The sequence below is a fragment of the Mycobacterium gordonae genome (assembly GCF_017086405.1).
GTDB lineage: Bacteria > Actinomycetota > Actinomycetes > Mycobacteriales > Mycobacteriaceae > Mycobacterium > Mycobacterium gordonae_D.
The window spans coordinates 6,480,375-6,503,922 of record NZ_CP070973.1 but is presented as its reverse complement, the minus strand read 5'-3'; the positions used below and the strand labels follow the sequence as shown (position 1 = coordinate 6,503,922).

23 protein-coding genes and 1 pseudogene are annotated in these 23,548 nt (G+C 64.0%); 11 read left to right on the top strand and 13 right to left on the bottom strand.

The features are described 5' to 3' along the window. Window positions 1-55 precede the first annotated feature (55 nt). The 3 genes from JX552_RS27985 to JX552_RS27975 all read left to right on the top strand — a co-directional run bounded on the left by JX552_RS27985 (window position 56) and on the right by JX552_RS27975 (window position 3,897). Complete coding sequence (locus JX552_RS27985; RefSeq protein ID WP_205875007.1) at window positions 56-970, top strand: acetaldehyde dehydrogenase (acetylating); 915 nt, start codon at window positions 56-58, stop codon at window positions 968-970. After that, window positions 967-2,022 carry a 4-hydroxy-2-oxovalerate aldolase gene (dmpG, locus tag JX552_RS27980; protein ID WP_205875006.1) on the top strand — a complete coding sequence of 352 codons (1,056 nt, stop codon included), beginning with the start codon at window positions 967-969 and terminating at the stop codon, window positions 2,020-2,022. The genes JX552_RS27985 and dmpG overlap by 4 nt, the downstream gene beginning before the upstream one ends. A gap of 102 nt (window positions 2,023-2,124) precedes the next feature. Further along, window positions 2,125-3,897 (top strand): PPE family protein, encoded by a 1,773-nt coding sequence (locus JX552_RS27975; protein WP_205875005.1) that lies wholly within the window; start codon window positions 2,125-2,127, stop codon window positions 3,895-3,897. Between the two features lie 11 nt (window positions 3,898-3,908). On the opposite strand, the gene JX552_RS27970 is transcribed toward JX552_RS27975, so the two are convergent. Continuing rightward, entirely contained in the window at window positions 3,909-4,412 is a 504-nt protein-coding gene (locus JX552_RS27970; RefSeq protein ID WP_205875004.1) for an MTB12 family secreted protein, read from the bottom strand. Between the two features lie 162 nt (window positions 4,413-4,574). Here JX552_RS27970 and JX552_RS27965 point away from each other — a divergent pair, with 162 nt between their 5' ends. The 4 genes from JX552_RS27965 (at window position 4,575) to JX552_RS27950 (ending at window position 8,071) form a co-directional block, all read left to right on the top strand. After that, window positions 4,575-4,874, top strand: a complete 300-nt coding sequence (locus JX552_RS27965) for a hypothetical protein (protein ID WP_205875003.1) — start codon at window positions 4,575-4,577, stop codon at window positions 4,872-4,874. A gap of 92 nt (window positions 4,875-4,966) precedes the next feature. Then, window positions 4,967-6,094, top strand: a complete 1,128-nt coding sequence (locus JX552_RS27960; protein ID WP_205875002.1) for a hypothetical protein — start codon at window positions 4,967-4,969, stop codon at window positions 6,092-6,094. After that, entirely contained in the window at window positions 6,091-6,873 is a 783-nt protein-coding gene (locus JX552_RS27955; RefSeq protein ID WP_205875001.1) for an SDR family oxidoreductase, read from the top strand. The genes JX552_RS27960 and JX552_RS27955 overlap by 4 nt, the downstream gene beginning before the upstream one ends. A gap of 52 nt (window positions 6,874-6,925) precedes the next feature. Beyond that, complete coding sequence (locus tag JX552_RS27950; RefSeq protein WP_205875000.1) at window positions 6,926-8,071, top strand: sulfotransferase family protein; 1,146 nt, start codon at window positions 6,926-6,928, stop codon at window positions 8,069-8,071. Window positions 8,072-8,085: 14 nt separating this feature from the next. Here the strand turns inward: JX552_RS27950 and JX552_RS27945 are convergent, their stop codons facing one another. Together JX552_RS27945 and JX552_RS27940 are read right to left on the bottom strand one after the other, a co-directional pair. Continuing rightward, window positions 8,086-8,538 carry a hypothetical protein gene (locus tag JX552_RS27945; protein WP_205874999.1) on the bottom strand — a complete coding sequence of 151 codons (453 nt, stop codon included), beginning with the start codon at window positions 8,536-8,538 and terminating at the stop codon, window positions 8,086-8,088. A 5-nt stretch (window positions 8,539-8,543) separates the two neighbouring features. Beyond that, a complete protein-coding gene (locus JX552_RS27940; RefSeq protein WP_205874998.1) occupies window positions 8,544-9,713 on the bottom strand; it encodes a 3-ketosteroid-9-alpha-monooxygenase, oxygenase component in 1,170 nt (389 codons plus the stop codon). 125 nt (window positions 9,714-9,838) lie between these two features. Here JX552_RS27940 and JX552_RS27935 point away from each other — a divergent pair, with 125 nt between their 5' ends. After that, window positions 9,839-10,363 carry a gamma carbonic anhydrase family protein gene (locus JX552_RS27935; protein WP_205874997.1) on the top strand — a complete coding sequence of 175 codons (525 nt, stop codon included), beginning with the start codon at window positions 9,839-9,841 and terminating at the stop codon, window positions 10,361-10,363. A gap of 19 nt (window positions 10,364-10,382) precedes the next feature. Here the strand turns inward: JX552_RS27935 and JX552_RS27930 are convergent, their stop codons facing one another. The 7 genes from JX552_RS27930 to JX552_RS27900 are packed head-to-tail and all read right to left on the bottom strand — an operon-like array spanning window position 10,383 to window position 16,274. After that, window positions 10,383-11,309 carry an NHL repeat-containing protein gene (locus tag JX552_RS27930; protein WP_205874996.1) on the bottom strand — a complete coding sequence of 309 codons (927 nt, stop codon included), beginning with the start codon at window positions 11,307-11,309 and terminating at the stop codon, window positions 10,383-10,385. A 13-nt stretch (window positions 11,310-11,322) separates the two neighbouring features. After that, complete coding sequence (locus JX552_RS27925; protein WP_205874995.1) at window positions 11,323-11,694, bottom strand: hypothetical protein; 372 nt, start codon at window positions 11,692-11,694, stop codon at window positions 11,323-11,325. 35 nt (window positions 11,695-11,729) lie between these two features. Then, entirely contained in the window at window positions 11,730-12,134 is a 405-nt protein-coding gene (locus JX552_RS27920) for a nuclear transport factor 2 family protein (RefSeq protein WP_205874994.1), read from the bottom strand. Next, entirely contained in the window at window positions 12,131-13,012 is an 882-nt protein-coding gene (locus JX552_RS27915; protein ID WP_205874993.1) for a TIGR03619 family F420-dependent LLM class oxidoreductase, read from the bottom strand. Before JX552_RS27915 ends, JX552_RS27920 begins: the two co-directional genes overlap by 4 nt. Further along, window positions 13,009-14,202, bottom strand: a complete 1,194-nt coding sequence (locus tag JX552_RS27910) for a thiolase domain-containing protein (RefSeq protein WP_205874992.1) — start codon at window positions 14,200-14,202, stop codon at window positions 13,009-13,011. The genes JX552_RS27915 and JX552_RS27910 overlap by 4 nt, the downstream gene beginning before the upstream one ends. Beyond that, window positions 14,202-15,266: a thiolase domain-containing protein gene (locus tag JX552_RS27905; protein WP_205874991.1), complete on the bottom strand. Its 1,065-nt coding sequence runs from the start codon at window positions 15,264-15,266 to the stop codon at window positions 14,202-14,204. The genes JX552_RS27910 and JX552_RS27905 overlap by 1 nt, the downstream gene beginning before the upstream one ends. Window positions 15,267-15,281: 15 nt before the next feature. Continuing rightward, window positions 15,282-16,274 carry a Zn-ribbon domain-containing OB-fold protein gene (locus JX552_RS27900; RefSeq protein WP_205874990.1) on the bottom strand — a complete coding sequence of 331 codons (993 nt, stop codon included), beginning with the start codon at window positions 16,272-16,274 and terminating at the stop codon, window positions 15,282-15,284. Window positions 16,275-16,332: 58 nt separating this feature from the next. Between JX552_RS27900 and JX552_RS27895 the strand changes: the two genes are divergently transcribed. Next, entirely contained in the window at window positions 16,333-17,364 is a 1,032-nt protein-coding gene (locus JX552_RS27895; protein WP_205874989.1) for an LLM class F420-dependent oxidoreductase, read from the top strand. Between the two features lie 58 nt (window positions 17,365-17,422). Here JX552_RS27895 and JX552_RS27890 read toward each other — a convergent pair whose 3' ends face one another. After that, window positions 17,423-18,133, bottom strand: coding sequence for an acetoacetate decarboxylase family protein (locus tag JX552_RS27890; RefSeq protein WP_205874988.1), 711 nt, complete (start codon window positions 18,131-18,133; stop codon window positions 17,423-17,425). Between the two features lie 45 nt (window positions 18,134-18,178). Here JX552_RS27890 and JX552_RS27885 point away from each other — a divergent pair, with 45 nt between their 5' ends. Continuing rightward, the gene (locus JX552_RS27885) at window positions 18,179-19,399 is read left to right on the top strand and encodes a cytochrome P450 (protein ID WP_205874987.1); all 1,221 of its coding nucleotides are present in this window, start codon (window positions 18,179-18,181) and stop codon (window positions 19,397-19,399) included. A 48-nt stretch (window positions 19,400-19,447) separates the two neighbouring features. On the opposite strand, the pseudogene JX552_RS27880 reads toward JX552_RS27885, so the two are convergent. Beyond that, a pseudogene (locus JX552_RS27880) lies at window positions 19,448-20,308 on the bottom strand (type IV toxin-antitoxin system AbiEi family antitoxin). A 123-nt stretch (window positions 20,309-20,431) separates the two neighbouring features. Further along, complete coding sequence (locus JX552_RS27875; protein ID WP_241011223.1) at window positions 20,432-21,166, bottom strand: crotonase/enoyl-CoA hydratase family protein; 735 nt, start codon at window positions 21,164-21,166, stop codon at window positions 20,432-20,434. A 139-nt stretch (window positions 21,167-21,305) separates the two neighbouring features. On the opposite strand from JX552_RS27875, the gene JX552_RS27870 reads away from it, so the two are divergent. Further along, window positions 21,306-22,946 carry an acyl-CoA synthetase gene (locus tag JX552_RS27870; RefSeq protein WP_205874985.1) on the top strand — a complete coding sequence of 547 codons (1,641 nt, stop codon included), beginning with the start codon at window positions 21,306-21,308 and terminating at the stop codon, window positions 22,944-22,946. Window positions 22,947-23,548 lie beyond the last annotated feature (602 nt).

Sequence of the window (23,548 nt, the reverse complement as noted above, 5' to 3'; positions counted from 1 at the left end):
GAGCGCGGCGCAGCCGGGCGAAGCGGGTCGCGACCAGAGGGTTAGGAGCGTTAACATGCCTGCTAAGGCAAGCGTCGCTATCGTCGGGTCGGGCAATATCAGCACCGATCTGCTTTACAAGCTGCTGAGATCCGACTGGCTGGAGCCCCGCTGGATGGTGGGCATCGACCCCGACAGCGAAGGCTTGGCGCGGGCGCGCAAGCTCGGGCTGGCGACCAGTCACAAGGGCGCCGACTGGCTCTTGGAACAGGACGAGAAACCCGACCTGGTGTTCGAAGCGACCAGCGCCTACGTCCATAAGGCGGCGGCGCCCAAGTACGAGGCGGCCGGCATCCGGGCCATCGACCTGACCCCGGCGGCCGTCGGCCCCGCGGTGATCCCGCCGGCGAACCTGCGCGGTCACCTGGACGCCCCCAACGTCAACATGATCACCTGCGGGGGACAGGCGACGATTCCCATCGTGTACGCCGTGAGTCGCGTGGTCGACGTGCCTTACGCCGAGATCGTGGCTTCGGTGGCTTCGGTGTCCGCAGGGCCGGGCACCCGGGCCAACATCGACGAGTTCACCAAGACGACCTCGCGCGGCGTGCAGACCATCGGTGGGGCGGCCCGCGGCAAGGCGATCATCATTCTGAACCCGGCGGATCCGCCGATGATCATGCGCGACACCATCTTCTGCGCGATCCCCGAGGACGCCGACCGGGAAGCGATCGCCCAGTCCATCCGTGACGTGGTCGCCGAGGTGCAGACCTACGTGCCCGGATACCGACTGCTCAACGATCCGCAGTTCGACGAACCGTCGGTGGTCAACGGCGGCAACCACGTGGTGACGACGTTCGTCGAGGTCGAGGGCGCCGGAGATTACCTACCGCCCTACGCGGGCAACCTGGACATCATGACGGCGGCCGCGACCAAGGTCGGCGAGGAAATCGCCAAGGAGACGCTGGCTGTGACTGGAGGCGCACGATGACTGGCCACATTCTCGAAGGTGCGTGGGACGTCCGGATCACCGACACGTCGCTGCGCGACGGGTCCCACCACAAGCGGCACCAGTTCACCAAGGACGAGGTGCGCACCATCGTGACTGCACTGGACGCCGCCGGGGTGCCGGTGATCGAGGTGACCCACGGTGACGGCCTCGGCGGCTCGTCGTTCAACTACGGATTCTCCAAGACGCCCGAGCAGGAGTTGATCAAGCTCGCCGCCGAGACCGCACAGGAGGCGAAGATCGCCTTTCTGATGCTGCCCGGGGTGGGGACCAAAGAGGACATCAAAGAGGCGCAGGACAATGGCGGTTCGATTTGCCGTATCGCCACGCACTGCACCGAAGCCGACGTCTCCATTCAGCATTTCGGGCTGGCCCGCGAATTGGGGCTGGAAACCGTCGGGTTCCTGATGATGTCGCACACCATTCCACCGGAGAAACTGGCCGCGCAGGCCCGCATCATGGCCGACGCCGGCTGCCAGTGCGTCTACGTCGTGGACTCGGCCGGCGCTCTGGTGCTCGACGGCGTCGCTGACCGGGTTGCAGCGCTGGTGGCCGAATTAGGCGAGGACGCGCAGGTCGGTTTCCACGGGCACGAGAACCTCGGCCTCGGGGTGGCCAACTCGGTGGAAGCGGTACGCGCCGGCGCTAAGCAGATCGACGGCAGCGTGCGCCGGTTCGGCGCGGGAGCGGGTAATGCGCCGGTAGAGGCGCTGATCGGGGTGTTCGACAAGATCGGCGTCAAGACCGGCATCGACTTCTTCGACATCGCCGACGCCGCCGAAGATGTGGTGCGCCCGGCCATGCCGGCCGAGTGCCTGCTGGATCGCAACGCGCTGATCATGGGCTACTCCGGGGTGTACTCGAGCTTCCTCAAGCACGCGGTGCGCCAGTCCGAGCGTTACGGCGTCCCGGCTCACCAGCTGTTGCACCGGGCGGGCCAGCGCAAGCTGATCGGCGGCCAGGAAGACCAGCTGATCGATATCGCTCTGGAAATCAAGCGCGAGCAGGAGAGTGGCGCCGCCGCGACGAGTTGAATTCCCTGGCGTCGAATTTCGTGAAAACCCTTACTCCATAACCGAATTGTCATAGCGTTCCTTGCGTCGCATCGTCGGGTTGCGAGCGAAGGGACGTGGACTGTGAATTTTTCCGTACTGCCGCCAGAGGTCAATTCGCTGCGGATGTTCGTCGGCGCGGGTTCGCCGCCGATGTTGTCTGCGGCGTCGGCGTGGCAGGGTCTATCCGACGAACTGGCCGCGGCGTCACACGGGTTCGCCTCGGTGACCGCCGGTCTGACCGATCAGGCCTGGCAGGGTCCGGCGGCTGCGGCGATGGCTGCCGCCGCGACGCCCTACGCCGGGTTCCTGGACGCGGCCGCAGCGCAGGCTGCCGGGGCGGCCGAGCAGGCTCGCGCCGTGGCCGGTGCTTTCGAGGCCGCTCGCGCGGCGATTGTGCACCCGATTGCGGTCGCCGAAAACCGAGACGTTTTCGTGCGGCTAGTGCGGTCGAACTGGTTCGGTCTGAACGCGCCGGCGATCGCGGCGGCCGAGGCAGTCTACGAGGAGTTCTGGGCTCAGGATGTGACCGCGATGTTCGAGTACTACTCCGGAGCATCGGCGGCGGCGGCCCAGCTGGCGCCGTGGGCCGCGGCGTTGCAAGATCTGCCGAACCTGGGGATCGGCAACATCGGCAACGCGAACCTGGGGAGCGGGAACACCGGCAGCCTCAACTTCGGCAGCGGCAACTTCGGCAACAATAACTTCGGCAGCGGCAACGGTACGACCCTTGCCCCCGAGACCAGCAATGGGAACATCGGCAGCGGCAACTTCGGCAACAACAATGTCGGCGGCGGAAACTTCGGTGACTCCAATTTTGGCTTCGGTAATGGGTTTATTGGTGTCAAAGGTTCTGGCAATTTCGGTAACGGTAACTTCGGCAATAACAATGTCGGCAGCGGCAACTTCGGCGACTCAAATAACGGGTTCGGGAACACCGGCCTAGGCAATGTGGGGCTCGGCAATACCGGCATATCAAACCTCGGCGCCGGAAATAACGGTGCGAACAATCGGGGCTTCGGTAACTCCGGTATCGGCAACCTCGGGTTCGGAAACACCGGCAATAACAACATCGGTATCGGGCTCACCGGAAACAACCAGGTCGGCTTCGGCGCCTTGAACTCCGGAAGTGGAAACATCGGCCTGTTCAACTCAGGAAACAATAACATCGGTTTCTTCAACTCCGGAGACGGAAACTTCGGCATCGGCAACTCGACGACGGCGAACGTCGGCATAGGTAACTCGGGATCGGCTATAGGCAGCCTTCCGGGTGGCCATAACACAGGCTTTGGCAACTCGGGCGGCTTGAACACCGGTTTCGGAAACGGTGGCGCGCTGAACACCGGTGCCGGGAACAGTGGGCTGTACAACACCGGCTTCGGGAATAGCGGTTATCTGAATTTCGGGAACTCCAATGCGGGCATCTTCAACGCCGGCAACTTCAACGGCGGCTACTACAACACCGGTGACTTCAACTCTGGGGCCGCCAACACCGGATGGGCCAACTCCGGCGCCACCAATACCGGCATATTCAACGCGGGCACACTCAATACGGGCGCCGGTCTCATCGGCACCGCACCCGGGCCGAACTCCGGTATCGGCAACACCGGCTCGGGCAACTCCGGCTTCTTCAACAGCGGACCCAACCTCCACTCTGGCTTCCTAAACGCTGGGGACACCACCTTCGGATACTTCAACATGGCGAGCGCGCAGGGCGCCGCCGGCATCGGTAACCAAGGCTCGAACGTCGCGGGCATTGCTCTTGCGGGCACCCTCAGTTCTGGGTTCTTCAGCTCAGGCTCCACTTCTTCCGGCGCCTTCAACAAGGGCAATGAGCAGTCCGGCTTCGGTCGCTGATGCCGCACCGATCAGAGGTAGTTGTTCGTGAGAACTTCCAGCCCGTACAGCAATTCCCCGGCAGAAGCGTTCGAGATTTTCCAGCCGCCATCGTTGACAAAGGTGAGTGAACGCGTAGTTGCCCCGGAACGAGGGCCCCACGTCGAGACTTCAGCCGTCGCAGTATTTGGTCCGGCCGGCGCAATATCGGTCACCCCGAACGTGAAGGGCACCAGACCCCAGAATTGAGCCTTGTTCATGGCGAGGTCCGCCTGATAGATCTGCCAGCCGGTCAGACCGCCTTGAACCAGGTCACCCTTGCCCGAGAAGTCGGTTGGACTGGCAAAGCCGTTGAGCAGGTCAAGGAGCTGAACCTGGCTGGGCACCGCTGACAGTGGGGCAAGCGGGAGCGGGGCCTGGAACGCAACGGGGCTGACGGTGGGGCGCAAGGGATGCGGCGGCGACAGGAGCGTGACTCCGGTGGCGGCCACACCGATCGCGGTGACGGTAATCGCGCATTTGACTCCGAATTGCATTAGATCTCATCCTTTCAGGAGATCCCAGTAAAGAGCGTTGCCCGCCATTAGTCGATCGGGATTGTGCATTCATCGATAACTGGACGCTATTGACCCGTCGCCGTTAGCAGACCGTGCGCGTAGTCTCGATGAAGACGTATTCGCAAGCAAAGGAGCAATCCGATGGCTGTGACTTTCAAGATCGCCCGCGGACTGTGCGCCGGCCTACTGGGAGCGCTAGGCGCGGGACTCATAGCGATGCCCGCGGCCGGCGCGGATCCTGGGCAACAGTGCAACACCACGTTCGGGCAGACGGCATCTGAGCAGGTCCAGGGCTACCTCGACCGTCATCCTGACGTGAAAGCCGACATCACGGCGCGGTCCGAGGCGTCGGGTTCGGGCACCAACCTGGTCGACTATCTGAATCGGCACCCGGACGTCCGGCAGGCGCTGATCACACTGGCCAATCAGTGCACCTCCTGAAGGTGATCGGGCTTCGTCAGTCGGCGTCATGCTCGACACGCGCAAATGTTCGCGGTTGACTCAAAATAGGAACACGTTCTAGCGTCAAAGTTGTGTTTTCTGATCAGCTCACCGCAGCGATCGCCGAAGCCGAGAACCTGGTGGCAGCCGCTCCGCACATCGAGACCGAAGCCGACCTACTGGAAGGACTGCAGTATCTGGCCGGCTGCGTGACCGGCTGCATGCATCTGGCGTTCGACTACGAGCGCGACCATCCCTTCCTGCAGTCCGGCACCGGGCCGTTCACCAAGATGGGGCTGGACAACCCCGACACCCTCTACTTCGGCACCCGGGTGCACGCCGACCGCGATTACGTGGTCCGTGGGGTGCGCGGCACCACCACCGATCTGAGTTTTCAACTGCTCGGGGGCGAATACACCGACGACAATGTTCCCGCCAGCCAGGCCGCGTTCGACGACCGTGAACTCGACATCGCTCCCGACGGCAGCTTCGAGTGGCGGTTGCGGCCAACCAGCCCGGGGCAACTGGTCATGCGCGAGGTCTACGGCGACTGGTCGGCGACCCGCGGCACACTGACCATCGAGCGGTTGGACACCGCCGGCACCGCGCCGCCGCCGCTGACCCGCGAGCTGATCGAAAAGCGTTATGCCACAGCGGCTAAGCAGCTGGTCAACCGGGTCAAGACATGGCTGCAGTTCCCACAGTGGTTCTACCTCAAGATCCCGGTCAACACGATGGTGCCGCCGCGGCTGACTCCCGGCGGGCTGGCGACCCAGTACTCGTCGGTCGGCCACTTCGACCTGCGTCCGGATCAGGCCCTGGTGATCACGGTGCCGGTGAGCGACGCCCCGTACCTAGGCTTTCAGCTGGGCAGCATGTGGTACATCTCGCTGGACTACATCAACCACCAGACGTCGCTGAACAACACCCAGGCGCAGGCGGATCCGGACGGCAAGGTTCGCATCGTGGTCAGCGACTCGAATCCCGGTGTGACCAATTGGGTTGAGACGCTCGGCCATCGGCGTGGGTTTCTGCAGTTCCGTTGGCAGCGGGTGTCCCGGGAGCTCACCGATGCCGATGGCCCGACGGTCGAGTTGGTCGATGCCGATGCGGTACCGGCGTCGCTGCCCTATTTCGAACACAACAAGATTTCCGAGGACGACTGGCGGGCACGCATTGCACTGCGCCAGTTGCAGATTGCGGCAAGGATGCTGGGATGACCGACATGCTCGACGGCAAGATCGTGGTGATCAGCGGCGTCGGCCCAGGCCTGGGTACGACGTTGGCGCGCCGATGTGCGCTCGAAGGAGCCGATCTGGTGCTGGCGGCGCGTAGTGCCGACCGGTTGGACGACGTCGCCAAGCAAGTCGTCGACCTCGGCCGCAAGGCGGTCGCGGTGCCCACCGACATCACCGACGACGACCAGGTGAGTAGCCTCGTCGACGCCTCCTTGGAGGCGTACGGCAAGGTCGACGTGCTGGTCAACAATGCGTTCCGGGTGCCGTCGATGAAACCGTTGGCCGGCACCACTTTTCAGCACATCCGCGATGCGATTGAACTCAGTGCCCTGGGCGCGTTGCGGCTGATCCAGGGCTTCACACCGGCGCTGGCCGCGTCGAAGGGCTCCGTCGTCAACGTGAACTCCATGGTCATCCGGCACTCCCAAGCCAAGTACGGCGCCTACAAGATGGCCAAGTCCGCATTGCTGTCCATGTCGCAGTCACTGGCCACCGAGTTGGGTGGCCAGGGCATCCGCGTCAATTCCGTTGCCCCGGGCTATATCTGGGGTGACACACTGCAAGGCTACTTCAACCACCAAGCCGGCAAGTACGGCACCACCGCCGAGCAGATCTATCAGGCCACCGCCGCGAACTCGGATCTGAAGCGGCTGCCCACCGAGGACGAGGTGGCGTCGGCGATTCTGTTCATGGCCAGCGACCTTTCCAGCGGTATCACCGGGCAGACGCTCGACGTCAACTGCGGGGAGTACCACAACTGATGGCCGCTGTCGACGATGCATAGCGCAGCGATGAGGAGGAGGCGGCGCAACAATGACCGAGCGAACTGATGTGGGCACCGTCGACGACCTGCATGCGTCGGCGACCAAACTGACCGGGCTGGACGACTTCGGCACCGACGACGACAACTACCGCGAAGCGCTGAGCGTGCTGCTGGACTCCTACAAGCGCGAGGCGGGCCTGACAGCGTTGGGCAGCAAGATGAATCGGTTCTTCCTGCGCGGAGCGCTGGTCGCCCGGCTGCTGTCGGAGTCCGCGTGGAAGCAGTATCCGCAGTACGCGGGCGTGGCCATCGACCAGCCGATCTTCGTGACCGGACTGCCGCGCACCGGCACGACCGTGCTGCACCGGCTGCTCGGCGCCGACCCCGCCCACCAGGGCCTGCACCTGTGGCTGGCCGAGTTCCCGCAGCCCCGTCCGCCCCGGGACATGTGGGAATCAAATCCCTGGTATAGCCAATTGAACGAGCAGTTCAACAGGCACCATCAGGAAAACCCGGACTACACCGGTCTGCATTTCATGGCGGCCTATGAGCTGGAGGAGTGCTGGCAGCTGCTGCGTCAGTCGCTGCATTCGGTGTCCTATGAGACGTTGGCCCATATCCCCAGTTACGCGCAATGGCTGGCGCAGCAGGACTGGACGCCGTCATACCAGCGGCACCGCCGCAACCTGCAACTCATCGGGTGCAACGACGCCGACAAGCGTTGGGTGCTCAAGAATCCCAGCCATCTGTTCGCGCTCGACGCGTTGATGGCCACCTATCCCGATGCCCTGGTGATTCAGACCCACCGCCCGGTGGAGACGATCATGGCCTCGATGTGCTCGTTGGCGCAGCACACCGCCGAGGGCTGGTCGACGACGTTCACCGCCGAACAGATCGGTGCGGACGCGATGGAAACGTGGTCACGCGGGCTGCAACGATTCAACACCGCACGCGCCTCGTACGATCCGACCCAGTTCTGCGACGTGGACTACCGCGACCTGATCACCGACCCCCTCGGCACCGTCGCCTCGGTGTACCGGCATTTCGGTCTGACGCTGACCGACGAGGCGCGAAAGGCGATGGAGGACAGCCACGCCGAGAGTCAGACCGGTGCACGGGCGCCGAAGCACAAGTATTCACTGGCCGATTACGGACTGACCGCCGAAGAGGTCAAGGAGCGATTCGCCGGGCTGTGATGCCGCATCGAGAACTACTCGGCCTCGGCCGGCTCCCGCTCCAGAATGCCTTCGGCGACCGCATGTTCGATGCTGTCGGACAGCCGCGGACAGGACTTGGTGCGGGCCGTGTTGCCGCCGCAGGCGCGTACTTCGGCGAAATGTGCGCAGCGTTGCGACGCCTGGGTATTCCATTGCACCGCAGTGTGACCCGGACCCAGCCTGCGCACCGCGACGGTGATGTGGCAGAACCGGCAGTCCACCGGTCGCAGGCCGGCCGTCAGGTAGCGTTCGCGGTCCGCGCGGCTGGCTTCGGCCACCGCAGCGGCGCGCTGCGGATCGTTGCTGAAATCCCTTGACTTGGACCACGAACCGGATCCGCCGTGGCTGGTGTGCGGCTCGTCGTGACCATGGTGATCACCGTGCAGCATCAGCATCGACCGGACGAGCCGATCGACGTCGGGAACGGCCGGCTGATCGTCGGTCATGATCGTCAGTGCTGCTCGGCGGGCACTTCGTCGGAAACCGCTTCAGCGTCTTTGGCTTTCAGGTTCTCGGCGACCTCGGCGTTCCAGAACTCGTTGGCGCGGGTGGTGTCCACCTCCATCTCGAAGCGCTCCACCATCTCCGGGGTGATGTCGGCTACATCCACGTAGAACTGCTGATACCAGCGGCGCATCTGGTAGACGGCCCCGTCCTCTTCGACCAGCAACGGGTTGTCGATACGGGTCTTGTGCTTCCAGATCTCGACGTCCTGCATGAAGCCTTTGCTGACGCCTTCGGTGAAGACGCGGGACAGCTTGTCGCTCATCTTTTCGTCCAGGCCCTTGGGCTTTTCGACGATCACACCCCACTGCAGCACGAAGGAGTCCTGCGTCACCGGGTAGTGGCAGTTGATCAAAATCGACTCGGACTTGTAGCCGCTGTAGCTGTTGTGCAGCCAGTTGATCATGAACGACGGCCCGAAATAAGAAGCCTCCGAATCCAATTCGGCCTCACCGTAGGAGGTGCCCAGATCGCTCACGTCGGGACGTCCCACGTTGTGCAGATACTGCGAAGCGATGTGGCCTTCGAAGACGTTCTTAAAGTAAGTCGGCAACCCGAAGTGGATGTAGAAGAAGTGCGCCATGTCGGTGATGTTGTCGATGATGTCGCGGCAGTTGGATCCTTCGATGAGGATGCGGTTCCAGCGCCAGTTGGTCCAGTCATCGCTGTGGGCTTCCGGGATCTCGGGAATGCGCACCGCGGGGTCGGGTGGGTTGCCCTCGTGGTCATGCCAGACAAACAGCAGGCCGCCGCGGACATCGGTGGTCCACGCCCGGGTGCGCGCCGTCTTGGGGGTGCGCTTGGCGTAGGGCACAAGTTTGCAGCGGCCGTCCCCGCCCCACCGCCAGTCGTGGAAGGGGCACGCGACTTCGTCACCCTTGATGGTGCCCTCGGACAGGTCGCCGCCCATGTGCCGGCAGTAGCCGTCCAGAATCTTGATGTCGCCGTTGGAGTCGGCGAAGACCACCAGCTTGGTGCCGAAGGCTTGAACCGAGTGCGGCTTGCCGTCGCGGAAGTCCTCGGCCACGCCCAGGCAGTGCCAGCCTCGGGCATACCTGGTCGGCAACGCGCCGGCATCGATCTCCCGGACACCGACGCCATTTGTGTCGGTACTCACCCTGTCACCTCCAGATCGCGGGTACTAACTAGAACACGTTACAGTTTTGGGGCGGGGGAGCGCAACGACGGCGAGTCTGGCTGGGTTTGCTGAAGGCGGATGCACATTAGGGGTATATGTAATCAATGCCGCTGTTCTCTTTCGAAGGTCGATCGCCGAAGGTCGATCCCACCGCGTTCGTGGCACCGACCGCCACCCTGATCGGTGACGTTACCGTCGAGGCGGGGGCGTCCGTCTGGTACAACGCCGTGCTGCGCGGCGACTACGCGCCCGTGGTGATCCGCGAGGGCGCCAACGTGCAGGACGGGTCGGTGCTGCACGCGCCGCCCGGCATCCCGGTCGACGTCGGTCCTGGGGCCACCGTGGCGCATCTGTGCGTCATCCACGGGGCCCACATCGGTTCTGAGGCGTTGATCGCCAATCATGCGGCGGTGCTCGACGGTGCCGTGATCGGTGCGCGCTGCATGGTCGCCGCCGGCGCCGTGGTGGTGGGCGGCACGCAGATTCCGGCCGGCATGCTGGTGACCGGCGCTCCGGCGAAGGTCAAGGGACCGATCGAAGGCACCGGTGCCGAGATGTGGGTCAACGTCAACCCGCAGGCCTATCGCGATCTGGCGCAGCGGCATATCGCTGGCATCGAAGCGATCTAGTCCGACCGGGCGCGGCGTATCAGTTTGTCGACAGTTTCACGATCCGGTTGTGGAAGTCGGCGACATACACGTTGCCGTGATTGTCGATGGCGACGCCATAGGGGAAGTCCAGATCGACGAAGGGCAGTGTTGCCGGGGCGGATGAGCCGGCTGTCAGCTTAAGCACCCGATTGTTGTTCAGGTCGGTCACGTAGACATCGCCGTGAAGGTTCACCGCGACCCCGTGGGGAAAGTTCAAGCCGGTCAGTGGGAGGTCGACCGTAGTGGGGGCCCCGGCGGCTAGCTTGACGATCCGATTGTTGTCGCTGTCGGCGACGTAGACTGCGCCGGCCGAGTCCAAGGCGGCGCCCAGCGGGTGATTCAGGCCGGTGAATGGCAACTCGATGGGGTTGTCCGAGCCGGCGGCCAATTCGAGCACCCGGCTGTTGCCGGAGTCGACGATGTAGACGCTGCCGTTGCCGTCCACGGCGACGCCATGCGGGGTATTGAGGCCGGGAAAAGGCAGTTCAACCGGCGCGGTGGAGCCCGCCGTGAGTTTGAGTACCCGGTTGTTGGATGCGTCGACGACGTAGATGTTCCCGCTGCCGTCGACCGCGAGGCCCGCCGGGCGGTTCAGGCCGGTGAACGGCAGCACAAGCTGGCTCGTTGCGCCTGGCGGCAGCTTCACGACCTGATTGCGGCTGGAATCTGCGACGTAGACACTGCCCGCGCTGTCCACCGCGACTCCGTCGGGATCCCCGATGTCGAACGGCAGCACCACCTGTTTAGGTCCGGTCGCGGTGGTCGGCGAGGCGGCCTGATTCCGTACCACGTGGCCGGACGGCGCCCGCCAGAACACGAAGTACGCGGTGATTCCCGCGGCGACGAGGACGGCTACTGCGCCGACCGCAATGGCGAGGAAGCGTAGCTTGTTGGGCGTGCTGCTTCCGGAATCCCCTGCCTCCACCAGTGGGCTCCCGTCATGCTTTCGTGGTGACCGCTTTGATCAGCGCGTCAGGCTCGGTCACGCTGACGTACAACGACTTCAGGTTGATCGGCACGCCCATGACGCGTGCCTGCGCCGGTGGGCTGACGGTCAACTCGACTATCCCCTTCGATGAGCCATTGACCAGCCAGCGTCCCCGGAATCCGTGGGCGCCCCAGGACAACACCCGCTCGGTGCGCGGCTTGGCCTCGGTGACGGATGAAACCGGAATCGCGGCACTGAAGCCCCAGCCAAATTTGACGTGCAAAGTGCCGTCCTGGACCCGAACCTCGCTGTGCTTCGGCCCGAGCCCGAGCGGAACCGACAGCGGCAGGAACCAACGGTCATAGCGCAATTCAGTAGCCACGCGTGCGAGTGTAAGCGCGACCGGGTCCGGCCGAGCTACTTTTTCCTCGTGCTTGCTGCCGCTTTATCGATCTCCCAGTAGGCGCGCAGCGCCACCATCTGCCCCTGGTCGTCGGCCTTGTACGTGAAAACGCCCTCGGCGGTGGTCTGGTAATCGCCGGTGGTGATCAGGATGTGCCCGACATTGGCTTCCTCGTTGCCGCACTGGTAGGTGTCGCGGAAGAAGAATTCGATGCTGGTGGTGGGCGCAATCGCCTTGTCCCAGAACGCCGATATGGCAGCACGCCCGCGGTGGCCCGTGCCGTCCGGATCGAACGGCGACGGGCCGACGGGGTCTTCGACGATGGCGTCGTCGGCGAAGACCGCCAGCCAGGCGTCCTTGTCGCGGGCGACCACCGCCTCGCGGGAGCGCCGGCCCGCCTCGTGAGCGGGGTGGCTCACTTGTCCTGCCAGCCCGAGTGGATGTAGGTGTCGGCGAATCGCTTCATCGAGTCCTGCTTCTTGTCCAGCGGCGCATCGAAGGCCAGCCCGTCGAAGACCCACGGGATGGTGATGTAGTCAGTCACCCCGATCTCGGCCAGCTCCCGATGACCGTCCACGCCAAACTTGTCTATGCAGACGGCCTGGTACTCGAACGGGTCGTCTGCGCGGCCGTTTTCGGCGAGTAGCGTCTTGAGCTTGCGGATGGTCTCATCCAATTCCGCATGGGTCATCATGGCGCTGGTCCAGCCGTCACTGACCCGCGCGGCACGCTTGAGGGCGACGTCGGTGTGGCCGCCCACGTAGAACGGCACCGGCTCGCTGGGTGCGGGACTCATCTGCAGACGGTCGAAATCGTAGAACTCGCCATGGAATTCGACCATCCCGCCGGCAAGTACCAGCTTGATCACTTCGATCATCTCGTCGACGCGCTTGCCGCGACGGGCGTACGGCACCCCACACCATTCGAATTCCTCGGGCGCCCAGCCGATTCCCACGCCGAAGCCGAAGCGGTTGTTGGTGAGGTTGGCGACCGAGCCGACCTGTCGGGCCAGTAGCAGTGGGTTGCGCGAACCCAGCTTCATCACGTTGGTGTAGAACCGCAGCTTCGAGGTGACCGCACCCATGGTGCCCGCCAGGATCAGCGGATCGACCCAAGGGGCATTCTCGTCGAACATCCGCTTGCCGTCTGCAGTGTAGGGATAGTCGACGGACTGCTTCTCGAAGTAGAAGATCGAATCCGGCAGCGCGACGGAGTCGAACCCGACTTCCTCTGCGGTCTTCGCGAGTCCGGTCAGTTGGTCGATCGGGCTGAACGCGATGCTGAGCGTGTACTTCATTTCGCGGCTTGCCCGGGTTTGTCGCTGCCGACTACCCACATCGAGTAGTACTGGGATCCGCCGCCGTAGGCGTGGCCCAAGGCCTTTCGGGCGTTCGGCACCTGGTGATCCCCGCCCTTGCCCATCACCTGGATGGCCGCTTCGGCGAAGCGGATCAGCCCAGAAGCGCCAATCGGGTTCGAGCAGAGCACTCCCCCCGACGCGTTGACCGGTATTCGCCCCCCGATCGCGGTCTCGCCAGCCTCAGTGAGCTTCCATCCCTCGCCCTCGGCGGCAAAGCCAAGGTTCTCCAGCCACATCGGTTCGAACCAGGAGAATGGCACGTAAATTTCGGCAGCGTCGATTTCATCGATCGGACTAGTGATGCCAGCGGCCTTCCACAGGGCTGCAGCGGCATCTCGTCCGGCTTGCGGGCTGACCTGATCGCGTCCGGAGAACGCCAGCGGTTCGGTTCGTAGTGCGGTGGCGTGTATCCACGCAACCGGTTGTCCCTGCGCCAAGCGCGCTTCGGCGCTCTCTTCGTTGCCGATGACGAGTGCGGCGGCGCCATCCGAAGATGGACAGGTTTCGTCAAAACGTATCGGGTCCCAGAGCATCTGGGATTTCATAACCTTTTCCACGGTGATATCGGGCTGCTGCAGATGCGCCAGCGGGTTGCGGCTGCCGTTGAGTCGGTCTTTGACCGCAACTAGTGCGCCGATATGTGTGGGAGCTCCTGATCGGCGGATATACGCCCGCACGTGCGGAGCGAAGTAACCACCGGCACCCGCGCCGACCGGCTTGGTGAAGGGTACGGGGATTGACAACGCCCACATGGCGTTCGACTCTGATTGCTTTTCCCAGGCAAGGGCCAGTACACGGCGGTACTTGCCGGACTGCACGAGGCTGGCTGCGACCACGCCGGTGGATCCGCCGACTGAGCCCGCGGTGTGGACCCTGATAATCGGCTTGCCCGTTGCGCCCATCGCATCGACCATGAAAAGTTCCGGCATCATGACACCCTCGAAAAAATCGGGTGCTTTGCCGACGACCACCGCGTCGATGTCCTCGAACGTGGAGCCGGAATCCTGTAATGCTCGATCGATAGCTTCCCGCACCAGGCCGTTCATCGAGACATCTTGGCGTTTGGCAACATACTTCGTTTGCCCGGTTCCCAGTACAGCGGCTAGGTGCGCACCCGCGCCGGCCATCAGTTCTTCCCTTCCAAGACGGCGACCAAGTTTTGTTGCAGCGCAGGTCCGCTGGTGGCGTGTGCCAGTGCCCGCTGCGCTGACCCGGCCCAGATGTGCTGTGCTGCAAAACCGATTCGCTCAAGACCGGCGACAAACATCGGGTTGGCGGCCAATGCGCCGCCGGATGGGTTCACCAGGGTGTTGTCGGTCAACCCTATCGCTTCGGTGAGAATCAGATGCTGGTGAGTGAACGGGGCATGAAGCTCTGCCACTTCGATGTCCTCTACTTTGCCGCCGGTGGCTGCCTTTGCCGAGACCGCGGTGGACGTGGACACCGTGAGGTCGCGCAGGCCCAGCGCGGGTGTCTCGATGCGGTGCTCGATTCCTGTTATCCACGCAGGGTTTTCGCGCAGTTCTCGGGCGCGACCGTCGGCGGCGAGGACGACGGCGGCCGCACCGTCGGTAATCGGCGCGATGTCATGCCGGCGCAATGGGTCGTTGAAGAAAGGTCGTGCCAGCAGTTCGTCGACACTGCTGGCCGGCTTTTCCGAGTCGTTGCGGTCGGATTGAGCGAACGAATCGAGTGCGACCTGGGCCATCTGCTCGGGTGTCCACTTACCGGAGTCCAAGCCAATCCGGGCTTGTAGTCCGGCCATAGACACCGAATCGGGCCACAGCGGGGCAACGGTGTACGGGTCAGTCTGCCGCGACAGAATTTGGCGCAGGGTACCCGCCGACGACTTGCCGAATCCGTATACGAGAGCCGTATCTACTTCGCCGGTGAGGATTTTGATGTAGGCCTCGTAAAGGGCCCAGGCGCCGTCCATCTCCACGTGTGACTCGTTGATCGGTGGCACCGCTCCTATCGAGTCCACGGCGTTCAGGAATGAAAAGGCGCGCCCGGCAAGGAAGTCGGAGGAACCCGAGCACCAGAAGCCGATATCGGACTTCGTGATGCCCAAGTCTTGATACAGCTGCGCGAAGCACGGCATCAGCATCTCGACGCCGTTGGTGGTGCCGTCGGTACGGCGAACGTGCGGCGCGTGGGCGAAGCCGACTACCGCGACAGTGCGATCACTCATATGTAGCTGTGCCCTTTACAGGTGGTGTTTGTAGGTGTCGTATTCGGCGTCCGGTTCGCCTGTGGGCCGGAAGTATTCGATGTTGTCGATGCCGAATCCCCACTCCTCACGGGGTTTCCACACCGCCTCGACGCGCATGCCCATGCGCACCTCGTGCGCGTCGACATCGGCGACCAGGTGCAGGAACGGAATGTCGGCGCCGTCGAGCAACACGTAGGCCGCCACGTAAGGCGGTTTGATGCGCTGGCCCTGGAACGGAATATTGATGATCGCGAACGTGGTCACCGTGCCCTTGTCCGGCAGTTCGACGAATTCGGTGGTGGGCACGCCGGTCGCCGGGTCAGCGCCATGCGGCGGGAAATACACCTTCCCGGTCTCACCAGTTCTGGCGCCCAACAGTTTTCCTTCGGCGATCGCACGTAGGTACGCGCTCTCCTCGTGGGACGCGGTGTGCTGGATCGCCAGCGAGACAGGCGTGACGACCATGGTCACCGGGTCGAGGCCGGCCTGCGGCTCAGGCGTGTCCTCGGCCTCGTCGCCGAGTGCGAAGTAAGCGATGTCGGTGATGGCGCCGACGGTCTCGTCGGCCCAGTGCACGTGCACCCGGGCGCCGGTCTCGATCGCGTCCGGCGAGCCGGCATCGACCGCGTGAATCAACGGGGTATCGGCGCCGTCCAACTTGATCAGCGCCCACGCGAACGGGCGGTCCAGCGGTTCGCCGCCGATCGGGGCGGGCTGCCACGTCCACGACACGACAGTGCCGACGCTTTCCACCGGTACCATCTCGCCCAGCGGCTCGTAGGTGACCGGGTCGTACTCCGGCGGCGGAACATGTATCCGGCCGTCGGAACCGCGTGCTCCCAGGACGCGGCGCTCACGCAGTGCGGTGAAAAACTTGCCGAGGGTGGGACCCGCCGAACGGGTGTAGTCGAAGGCAAAGGTCAACGTTGCAGAAAGGGGCGGCTCAGGGTGATCGATCAGGGCCGGGCCGCTTGAACTGGCAGTCACGCCTTCGAGTAGAACAGGTTCTAAGAATGGTTTCAACATCGGTGTATGAGAGGTGCGCATGAAGCTCGGGTTGCAACTGGGGTATTGGGGCGCGCAGCCGCCGGAGAACCACGCCGAACTCGTCGCGGCCGCCGAGGAGGCCGGATTCGACGCCGTCTTCACCGCCGAAGCGTGGGGTTCGGACGCCTACACGCCGCTGGCCTGGTGGGGCCGGGAGACTCGCCGCGTGCGGCTGGGCACCTCGGTGGTGCAGTTGTCAGCTCGCACCCCGACCGCCTGCGCGATGGCCGCGTTGACGTTGGATCATCTGTCCGGCGGCCGGCACATCCTCGGCCTGGGCGTGTCCGGACCGCAGGTGGTCGAGGGTTGGTATGGGCAGCGCTTCCCCAAACCGCTGGCCCGGACCCGCGAATACATCGACATCGTGCGGCAGGTGTGGGCCCGGGAGAAGCCCGTCACCAGCGACGGACCCCACTACCCGTTACCGCTGACCGGCGAGGGGACAACGGGATTGGGCAAGCCTCTCAAGCCCATCACCCATCCTCTGCGTGCCGACATCCCGATCATGCTGGGGGCCGAGGGGCCGAAGAACGTGGCACTGGCCGCCGAAATTTGTGACGGCTGGCTGCCCATCTTCTATTCGCCGCGGATGGCCGACACCTACAACGAATGGCTGGACGAGGGATTCGCCCGGCCGGGCGCCCGCCGCAGCCGGGCGGACTTCGAAGTCTGCGCGACGGCGCAGGTGGTGGTGACCGACGACCGTTCCGGGACCTTCGAGGCGGTCAAGCCGTATCTGGCCCTCTACATGGGTGGCATGGGCGCCGAGGACACCAACTTCCACGCCGACGTCTACCGCCGCATGGGCTACTCCGAGGTGGTCGACGAGGTCACCAAGCTGTTTCGGTCGAACCGCAAGGACGAGGCGGCCAAGGTCATCCCCGACGAGCTCGTCGACGATGCGATGATCGTCGGCGACCTGGACTACGTGCGTAAGCAAATCGTGGCCTGGGAGGCATCCGGTGTCACCATGATGGTGGTGGGCGCCCGCAGCGTTGAACAGGTACGGGACCTCGCGGCACTGACCTGAAGGCCGGTGCTTGCGGCTCGGTTAGAACGCGTTCTAGATTGTCCGGATGGGGATGGTCTCAGACGGCGCGTGCGTCGCCGAAGGACATCTCCACGTTGGCCACCGACTGGCTCATCAGGGCCCGTTTCGGCAGGCCCAGCGTCGCCAGTTCCTTGGCGTAGGGGTGATTGCCGAGGCGAATCTGGGCTCCGCCGAGTCGGGTCCGTACGCCGGTCATCTGCATGGTCGAGGTGGTCTCGCGGGTCACTCCATCCAGGCAGGAGTACGTCGTGAGGGTCTGGGGGCCCGGCGCCGGATGCGGCAGCCCGCGGCTGAACTCGATGCCGGCGATCAACTGGCCGTCGGCGCTGACGTCGAACGCGAATTTGCGGCCCTCGCGAACGTTGAAGTCCGCCATGATCTTTGGGTAGCCCCAGATGGTGCGGCCGGCCTCGAGGGTGAATTCCTGATCGACGGGCAGCTGATGGATGAAGGTGGCGGCTTGGGCCATGGCGCGGATCCCGCTCGTGTGGGTGCCGGGCTTGTTGACCAGGAACGCGGTGCCGTACTCGTGATACTCGCCCAGGTCGCCGTCGATATAGCGGACCAGCAGCTGCACCAGAATCGCCCGGCCGGGCAGGTATTCGAAGACCTGCAGGCCGCTGTAGTCGATGAGGCGCTGGGCGGCGTCGGCGTTGACCGAGAACATCGCCGAATGCTGGTCGGCCTTGCGGATCACCACCGGCATGGTGAGAACGGTTCCGGCGATGGTGTGTTGCGAGACAGGCATGGGGCTTACTGTAATGGCCTCGAGGCAGAAAACTGGAGGCTGTAGATGACTTCGACGATTCCGGACACGATCCTCAACATCGATCTCGCCGACGGCAACTTCTATGCCGACGGTGTGGCGGCGCGCGAGGCGTACCGCTGGATGCGGGCCAACCAGCCGGTGTTTCGGGACCGCAACGGATTGGCAGGCGCGACAACGTATCAGGCGATCCTGGACGCCGAGCGCAACCCGGAACTGTTCTCCAGTACCGGCGGCATCCGTCCCGATCAGCCCGGGATGCCCTACATGATCGATATGGACGACCCCGCGCATTTGGTGCGGCGCAAGCTGGTCAACGCCGGGTTCACGCGCAAGCGGGTGAAGGACAAGGAGGCGTCGATCGGGGAGTTGTGCGACACCCTGATCGACGCGGTGTGCGAGCGGGGGGAGTGCGACTTCGTTCGGGACATCGCGGCGCCGCTGCCGATGGCCGTGATTGGCGACATGCTGGGTGTGCTGCCCTCGGAGCGGGGGATGCTGCTGAAGTGGTCGGACGACCTGGTGTGTGGGCTGTCGTCGCACATCGACCCCGCCTCGGTGGAATTCCAGACGGTGATGGAGGCGTTCGCCGGGTACACGGCGTTCACCATGGACCTGATCGGCAAGCGCCGTGCGGAGCCCACCGATGACCTCTACTCGGTCCTGATCAACGCCGAGGTCGAAGGTCAGAGGATGTCCGACGAGGAGATCGTCATGGAGACGCTGCTGATTTTGATCGGCGGCGACGAGACCACCCGGCACACATTGAGCGGGGGGACCGAGCAGCTGGTGCGGCACCGCGATCAGTTCGCCGATCTGGTGGCCGACCCGTCGTTGCTGCCGGGTGCCATCGAGGAGATGCTGCGCTGGACGTCGCCGGTGAAGAACATGTGCCGGACGCTGACTGCGGACACGGACTTCCATGGCACCTCTTTGACCGCCGGTGAGAAGATTATGCTGCTGTTCGAGGCGGCTAATTTCGACGAGTCGGTGTTCGACCAGCCGGAGAAGTTCGACATCCGGCGAAACCCGAACAGCCACTTGGCGTTCGGCTTCGGCACCCACTTCTGTATGGGTAATCAGCTGGCTCGGCTGGAGTTGTCGCTGATGACGTCGCGGGTGTTGCGGCGGTTGCCGGATCTGCGGTTGGCCGACGAGTCGGCGTTGCCGTTACGGCCGGCGAACTTCGTGTCCGGCCTCGAGTCGATGCCGGTGGTGTTTACGCCGAGTGCGCCGGTATTGGGATAGCGGCTCGTTTTTCGGCTTGTTGCGTCGAGTGTGCCGTGAGGGTTGGTTTCAGGCCGCCTTTCCGCCGCTATGACACGTTCGGCGAGCCCAGGCGGTTGCGAGGCGCCCAAGAACGCCACCCGGGGTGTCCTGGCTGGTGACTCTGATGGCGATCCAGTCGAGATCGTTCGTCATTGTCTCGTAGCGCGCGATGTCGTGGTCGAATTGCCGCGGCGTTCGTTGATGCTCGCCGTCGTACTCGAGCGCGAGTTTCAGCTCCGCCCAACCCATGTCGACGATCCCCACCAGCTCGCTGTACGAGCCGTGAATCGGGAGCTGGGTCTGCGGTCGTGGGTAGCCGGCTTCGGTCACGAGCAACCGCAGCCAGGTCTCTTCTGGCGACTGCGCGCCGGGGTCGACAAGGGCCAGGGCCTCTCGGGCATTGCGGATGTTGTGGTGGCCTCCATACCGGTGGACCAGTGCTTGTGTCTCAGCGGTCGTGAATTTGGTGGCGCGCGCGAGAGCATCGATGGCTGCGACCGCTCTGTTGAGTGGATAGCGGCAGGCGAGGTCGAATGCCGTGCGAGCGGGCGTGGTGACCGCGACGCCGGCGATTACCTGTCTTTCGTCCGACGAGATGCGATCGAGCCAGGTGATGATGCCCGGGGGCGGGCGGCGGTGTTCTTGCAATAGTTGCGCGGGAGCTCGGGGTCGGCCCATTTTGCGCGGTGCAGTGCCGACGCGGACTGCCCGGCCACGATGCCGCGTCGTTTCGACCCAGAGCCACGCCGCGTAGGCGCGCTCTGGCGCGGTGACGTCGACGTCGGGCGAAACGTAGACGTCGGAATGGAGTTTGACGAAGCGGCTGCGCAGCTGGTGACGCGTAAACGCGCCCGACGTCAGCGCCTCACTGCCGATGAACGGTCTCAATCATGGCGGCGAGTCTGCACCGGGACACCGACGGGGCCGCCGAACGTGTTCTGAGGGTTGAGAATCGCCCGTCGGGCCGCCCTGGCGTCACGCTCGGCGAGGAAGGGGAGTGGCGAAAGGACGTCAACGGTTCTTGAACTCGGGCTTGCGCTTCTCGGCGAAGGCTCGCGGACCTTCCTTGGCGTCGTCGGACAAGAACACCTGGATGCCGATCTGGGTGTCGATCTTGAACGCCTCGTTCTCGTGCATGCCCTCGGTCTCCCTGATGGTTTTCAGGATTGCCTGAACCGCCAATGGGCCGTTGTTCTCGATGATCTCCGCAAGCTCGAGCGCCTTGGTCAGGGCTTGACCGTCCGGAACGACGTGTCCGACCAGCCCCATCTCTTTCGCTTCCGCGGCCGTGATGTGACGCCCGGTCAGCAGCAGGTCGCAGGCCACCGTATAGGGGATCTGGCGTACCAGGCGGACGGCCGACCCGCCCATCGGGTACAGGCTCCACTTGGCCTCGGAGATGCCGAACTTGGCGCTCTCGCCGGCCACCCGGATGTCGGTGCCCTGCAGGATCTCGGTCCCGCCGGCGATCGCGGGTCCTTCGACGGCCGCGATCAATGGTTTGGTGAGCCGACGACCCTTGAGTAGGGCGTCGATGCGCGACGGGTCGTAGCTGCCGTCCTTGAAGGAGTCGCCCGGCGGCTTCTGGGTCGCGGTTTTGAGATCCATACCGGCGCAGAAGTAGCCACCGGCGCCGGTGAGGATGCAGCAGCGGATGTCGGGATCGTTGTCGACGCGGTCCCACGCCTCGACCATAATATGCATCATTTCGGTGCTCAACGCGTTGCGGCGATGCGGCCGGTTCATGGTCACGATGAGTGTGTGGCCGCGCTGCTCCACCAGCGCGTCGGGTCCGGATTCGTTTGCTGGCTGCTCTGCCACGGCTACCGCCTCTTCCTCGACATCGGGTCTGAGCTTGTCAAGAAATGTAACACGTTCTAATTTGGTGGCCGTGGCTCTGAATATTGCTGACCTTGCCGAGCACGCCATCGACGCTGTGCCGGACCGTGTAGCCCTCATCTGTGGTGACGAACAGTTGACCTACGCCCAACTCGAAGAGAAGGCCAACCGCTTCGCGCACTACCTGATGGAACAGGGCGTGCGCGAGGGCGATAAGGTCGGCCTGTACTGCCGCAACCGCATTGAGATCGTCATCGCGATGCTCGGCATCGTCAAGGCGGGCGCGATCCTGGTCAACGTCAACTTCCGTTATGTCGAAGGCGAGCTGCGCTACCTGTTCGACAACTCAGACATGGTTGCCCTGGTGCACGAGCGTCAGTACTCCGACCGGGTCGCCAACGTCCTGCCGGACACCCCGAACGTCAAGACGGTGCTGGTCGTGGAGGACGGTAGCGACCTGGAATACCAGCGCTACGGCGGTGTCGAGTTCTACGCCGCGATCGCCGACAGCTCGCCCGAGCGCGACTTCGGTGACCGTACCGAAGATGCCATCTATCTGCTCTACACCGGCGGCACCACGGGCTTCCCCAAAGGCGTCATGTGGCGTCACGAAGACATCTACCGCGTGCTATTGGGCGGAACCGACTTCGCCACAGGGGAATTCGTCAAGGACGAGTACGACCTAGCGAAGGCTGCGGCCGCGAACCCCCCGATGGTCCGCTATCCGATTCCTCCGATGATCCACGGGGCCACCCAATCGGCCACCTGGATGTCGATCTTCTCGGGCCAAACCACCGTGCTGGCACCGGAATTCAACGCCGAGCAGGTATGGGAGACCATTCACAGACACAAAGTGAACCTGCTGTTTTTCACCGGTGACGCGATGGCCCGCCCGTTGTTGGACGCATTGCAGAAGGACAACGATTACGACCTCTCCTCACTGTTCCTGCTCGCCAGCACGGCCGCGCTGTTCTCGCCGAGCATCAAAGAGAAATTCCTTGAGCTGCTGCCGAATCGCGTTATCACCGACTCAATCGGATCGTCGGAGACAGGCTTCGGCGGCACCAGCATCGTCGCGAAGGACGCGCCGCACAGCGGTGGACCACGGGTGACCATCGACCATCGCACCGTCGTCCTCGACGAAGAAGGCAACGAGGTGAAGCCCGGCTCCGGTGTGCGCGGATTCATCGCCAAGAAGGGCAATATTCCGGTCGGGTATTACAAGGACGAGAAGAAGACAGCCGAGACGTTCAAGACCATCAACGGTGTGCGCTATGCGATTCCGGGCGACTACGCAATGGTCGAAGAGGACGGCACCGTCACGATGCTGGGCCGCGGCTCGGTGTCGATCAACAGTGGCGGCGAGAAGATCTACCCCGAAGAGGTCGAGGCGGCGCTGAAGGGTCACCCCGATGTGTTCGACGCGCTAGTGGTCGGTGTGCCGGATCCGCGCTATGGCCAGCACGTCGCAGCCGTGGTGCAAGCCAGGGAAGGGGCGCGGCCTTCGTTGGCGGAGCTGGACTGCTTCGTTCGCTCGGAGATCGCGGGATACAAAGTGCCACGAAGTCTTTGGTTCGTCGACGAGGTGAAACGCTCACCGGCCGGTAAGCCGGACTACCGCTGGGCCAAGGAGCAGACCGAGGCGCGGCCGGCTGATGATGTGCACGCGAGTCACGTGACTGCGTGACGGCCAGGATTTCGCTGATGCAGAGGCTTTGACACAGCACTCGCCTCAGTGTTTCGTGCCGTTGGTCCGATTGATTGATCGGTAGAAATGGGCTCTGCCGTAGAGGTTTCGTTTCTCAGAGGTGGGCGGGGTGGTCCTGAAGAGCGACCATTTGCAGCCAGTCGGCGAGGTCCATCGAGCACTGCATGATGACGCGCCAGATCTGCACCGTGTTCGGAACGGGCTCGGCGGCGATCCCGCAGCCTTAGAGCTGGGCAGTTGCACGCGACCGGTGCTGGTGGCAACGGCAGACAGCCGCAACAAGTTGCAATCGATCAGTCGCAGCTGCGCGCCCGGGCGCGGCCGTTTCTTGCCCCGGGTCGACTCTCATCTTGGGCGACCAGCTGGCCAGGTCGAGCATGCTGGTCGCTCCGGCGACCCATGCCCCTCGGGCCACCCCCCGGAGCTGCCGCGTGGCCGATCTGGACGTGCTGCAGGCGCCGCCAGCGCGATGTTTTTCGTGCCCGTCGGTCCGCCCCCGACCCCAACAGAACTAAGTCCGACAGCGCGCGGCCATACAGTCCGGCATTTGCGCTGCCCCACCTTTGTCGCACTCTGCCTGT

Excerpts from the sequence above, each read along its gene's own strand:
- JX552_RS27985 (WP_205875007.1), top strand. The coding sequence starts at position 56 with ATGCCTGCTAAGGCAAGCGTCGCTATCGTCGGGTCGGGCAATATCAGC.
- dmpG (WP_205875006.1), top strand. The coding sequence starts at position 967 with ATGACTGGCCACATTCTCGAAGGTGCGTGGGACGTCCGGATCACCGAC.
- JX552_RS27970 (WP_205875004.1), bottom strand. The coding sequence starts at position 4,412 with ATGCAATTCGGAGTCAAATGCGCGATTACCGTCACCGCGATCGGTGTG.
- JX552_RS27965 (WP_205875003.1), top strand. The coding sequence starts at position 4,575 with ATGGCTGTGACTTTCAAGATCGCCCGCGGACTGTGCGCCGGCCTACTG.
- JX552_RS27955 (WP_205875001.1), top strand. The coding sequence starts at position 6,091 with ATGACCGACATGCTCGACGGCAAGATCGTGGTGATCAGCGGCGTCGGC.
- JX552_RS27950 (WP_205875000.1), top strand. The coding sequence starts at position 6,926 with ATGACCGAGCGAACTGATGTGGGCACCGTCGACGACCTGCATGCGTCG.
- JX552_RS27945 (WP_205874999.1), bottom strand. The coding sequence starts at position 8,538 with ATGACCGACGATCAGCCGGCCGTTCCCGACGTCGATCGGCTCGTCCGG.
- JX552_RS27935 (WP_205874997.1), top strand. The coding sequence starts at position 9,839 with ATGCCGCTGTTCTCTTTCGAAGGTCGATCGCCGAAGGTCGATCCCACC.
- JX552_RS27915 (WP_205874993.1), bottom strand. The coding sequence starts at position 13,012 with ATGAAGTACACGCTCAGCATCGCGTTCAGCCCGATCGACCAACTGACC.
- JX552_RS27910 (WP_205874992.1), bottom strand. The coding sequence starts at position 14,202 with ATGGCCGGCGCGGGTGCGCACCTAGCCGCTGTACTGGGAACCGGGCAA.
- JX552_RS27905 (WP_205874991.1), bottom strand. The coding sequence starts at position 15,266 with ATGAGTGATCGCACTGTCGCGGTAGTCGGCTTCGCCCACGCGCCGCAC.
- JX552_RS27895 (WP_205874989.1), top strand. The coding sequence starts at position 16,333 with ATGAAGCTCGGGTTGCAACTGGGGTATTGGGGCGCGCAGCCGCCGGAG.
- JX552_RS27890 (WP_205874988.1), bottom strand. The coding sequence starts at position 18,133 with ATGCCTGTCTCGCAACACACCATCGCCGGAACCGTTCTCACCATGCCG.
- JX552_RS27885 (WP_205874987.1), top strand. The coding sequence starts at position 18,179 with ATGACTTCGACGATTCCGGACACGATCCTCAACATCGATCTCGCCGAC.
- JX552_RS27875 (WP_241011223.1), bottom strand. The coding sequence starts at position 21,166 with ATGAACCGGCCGCATCGCCGCAACGCGTTGAGCACCGAAATGATGCAT.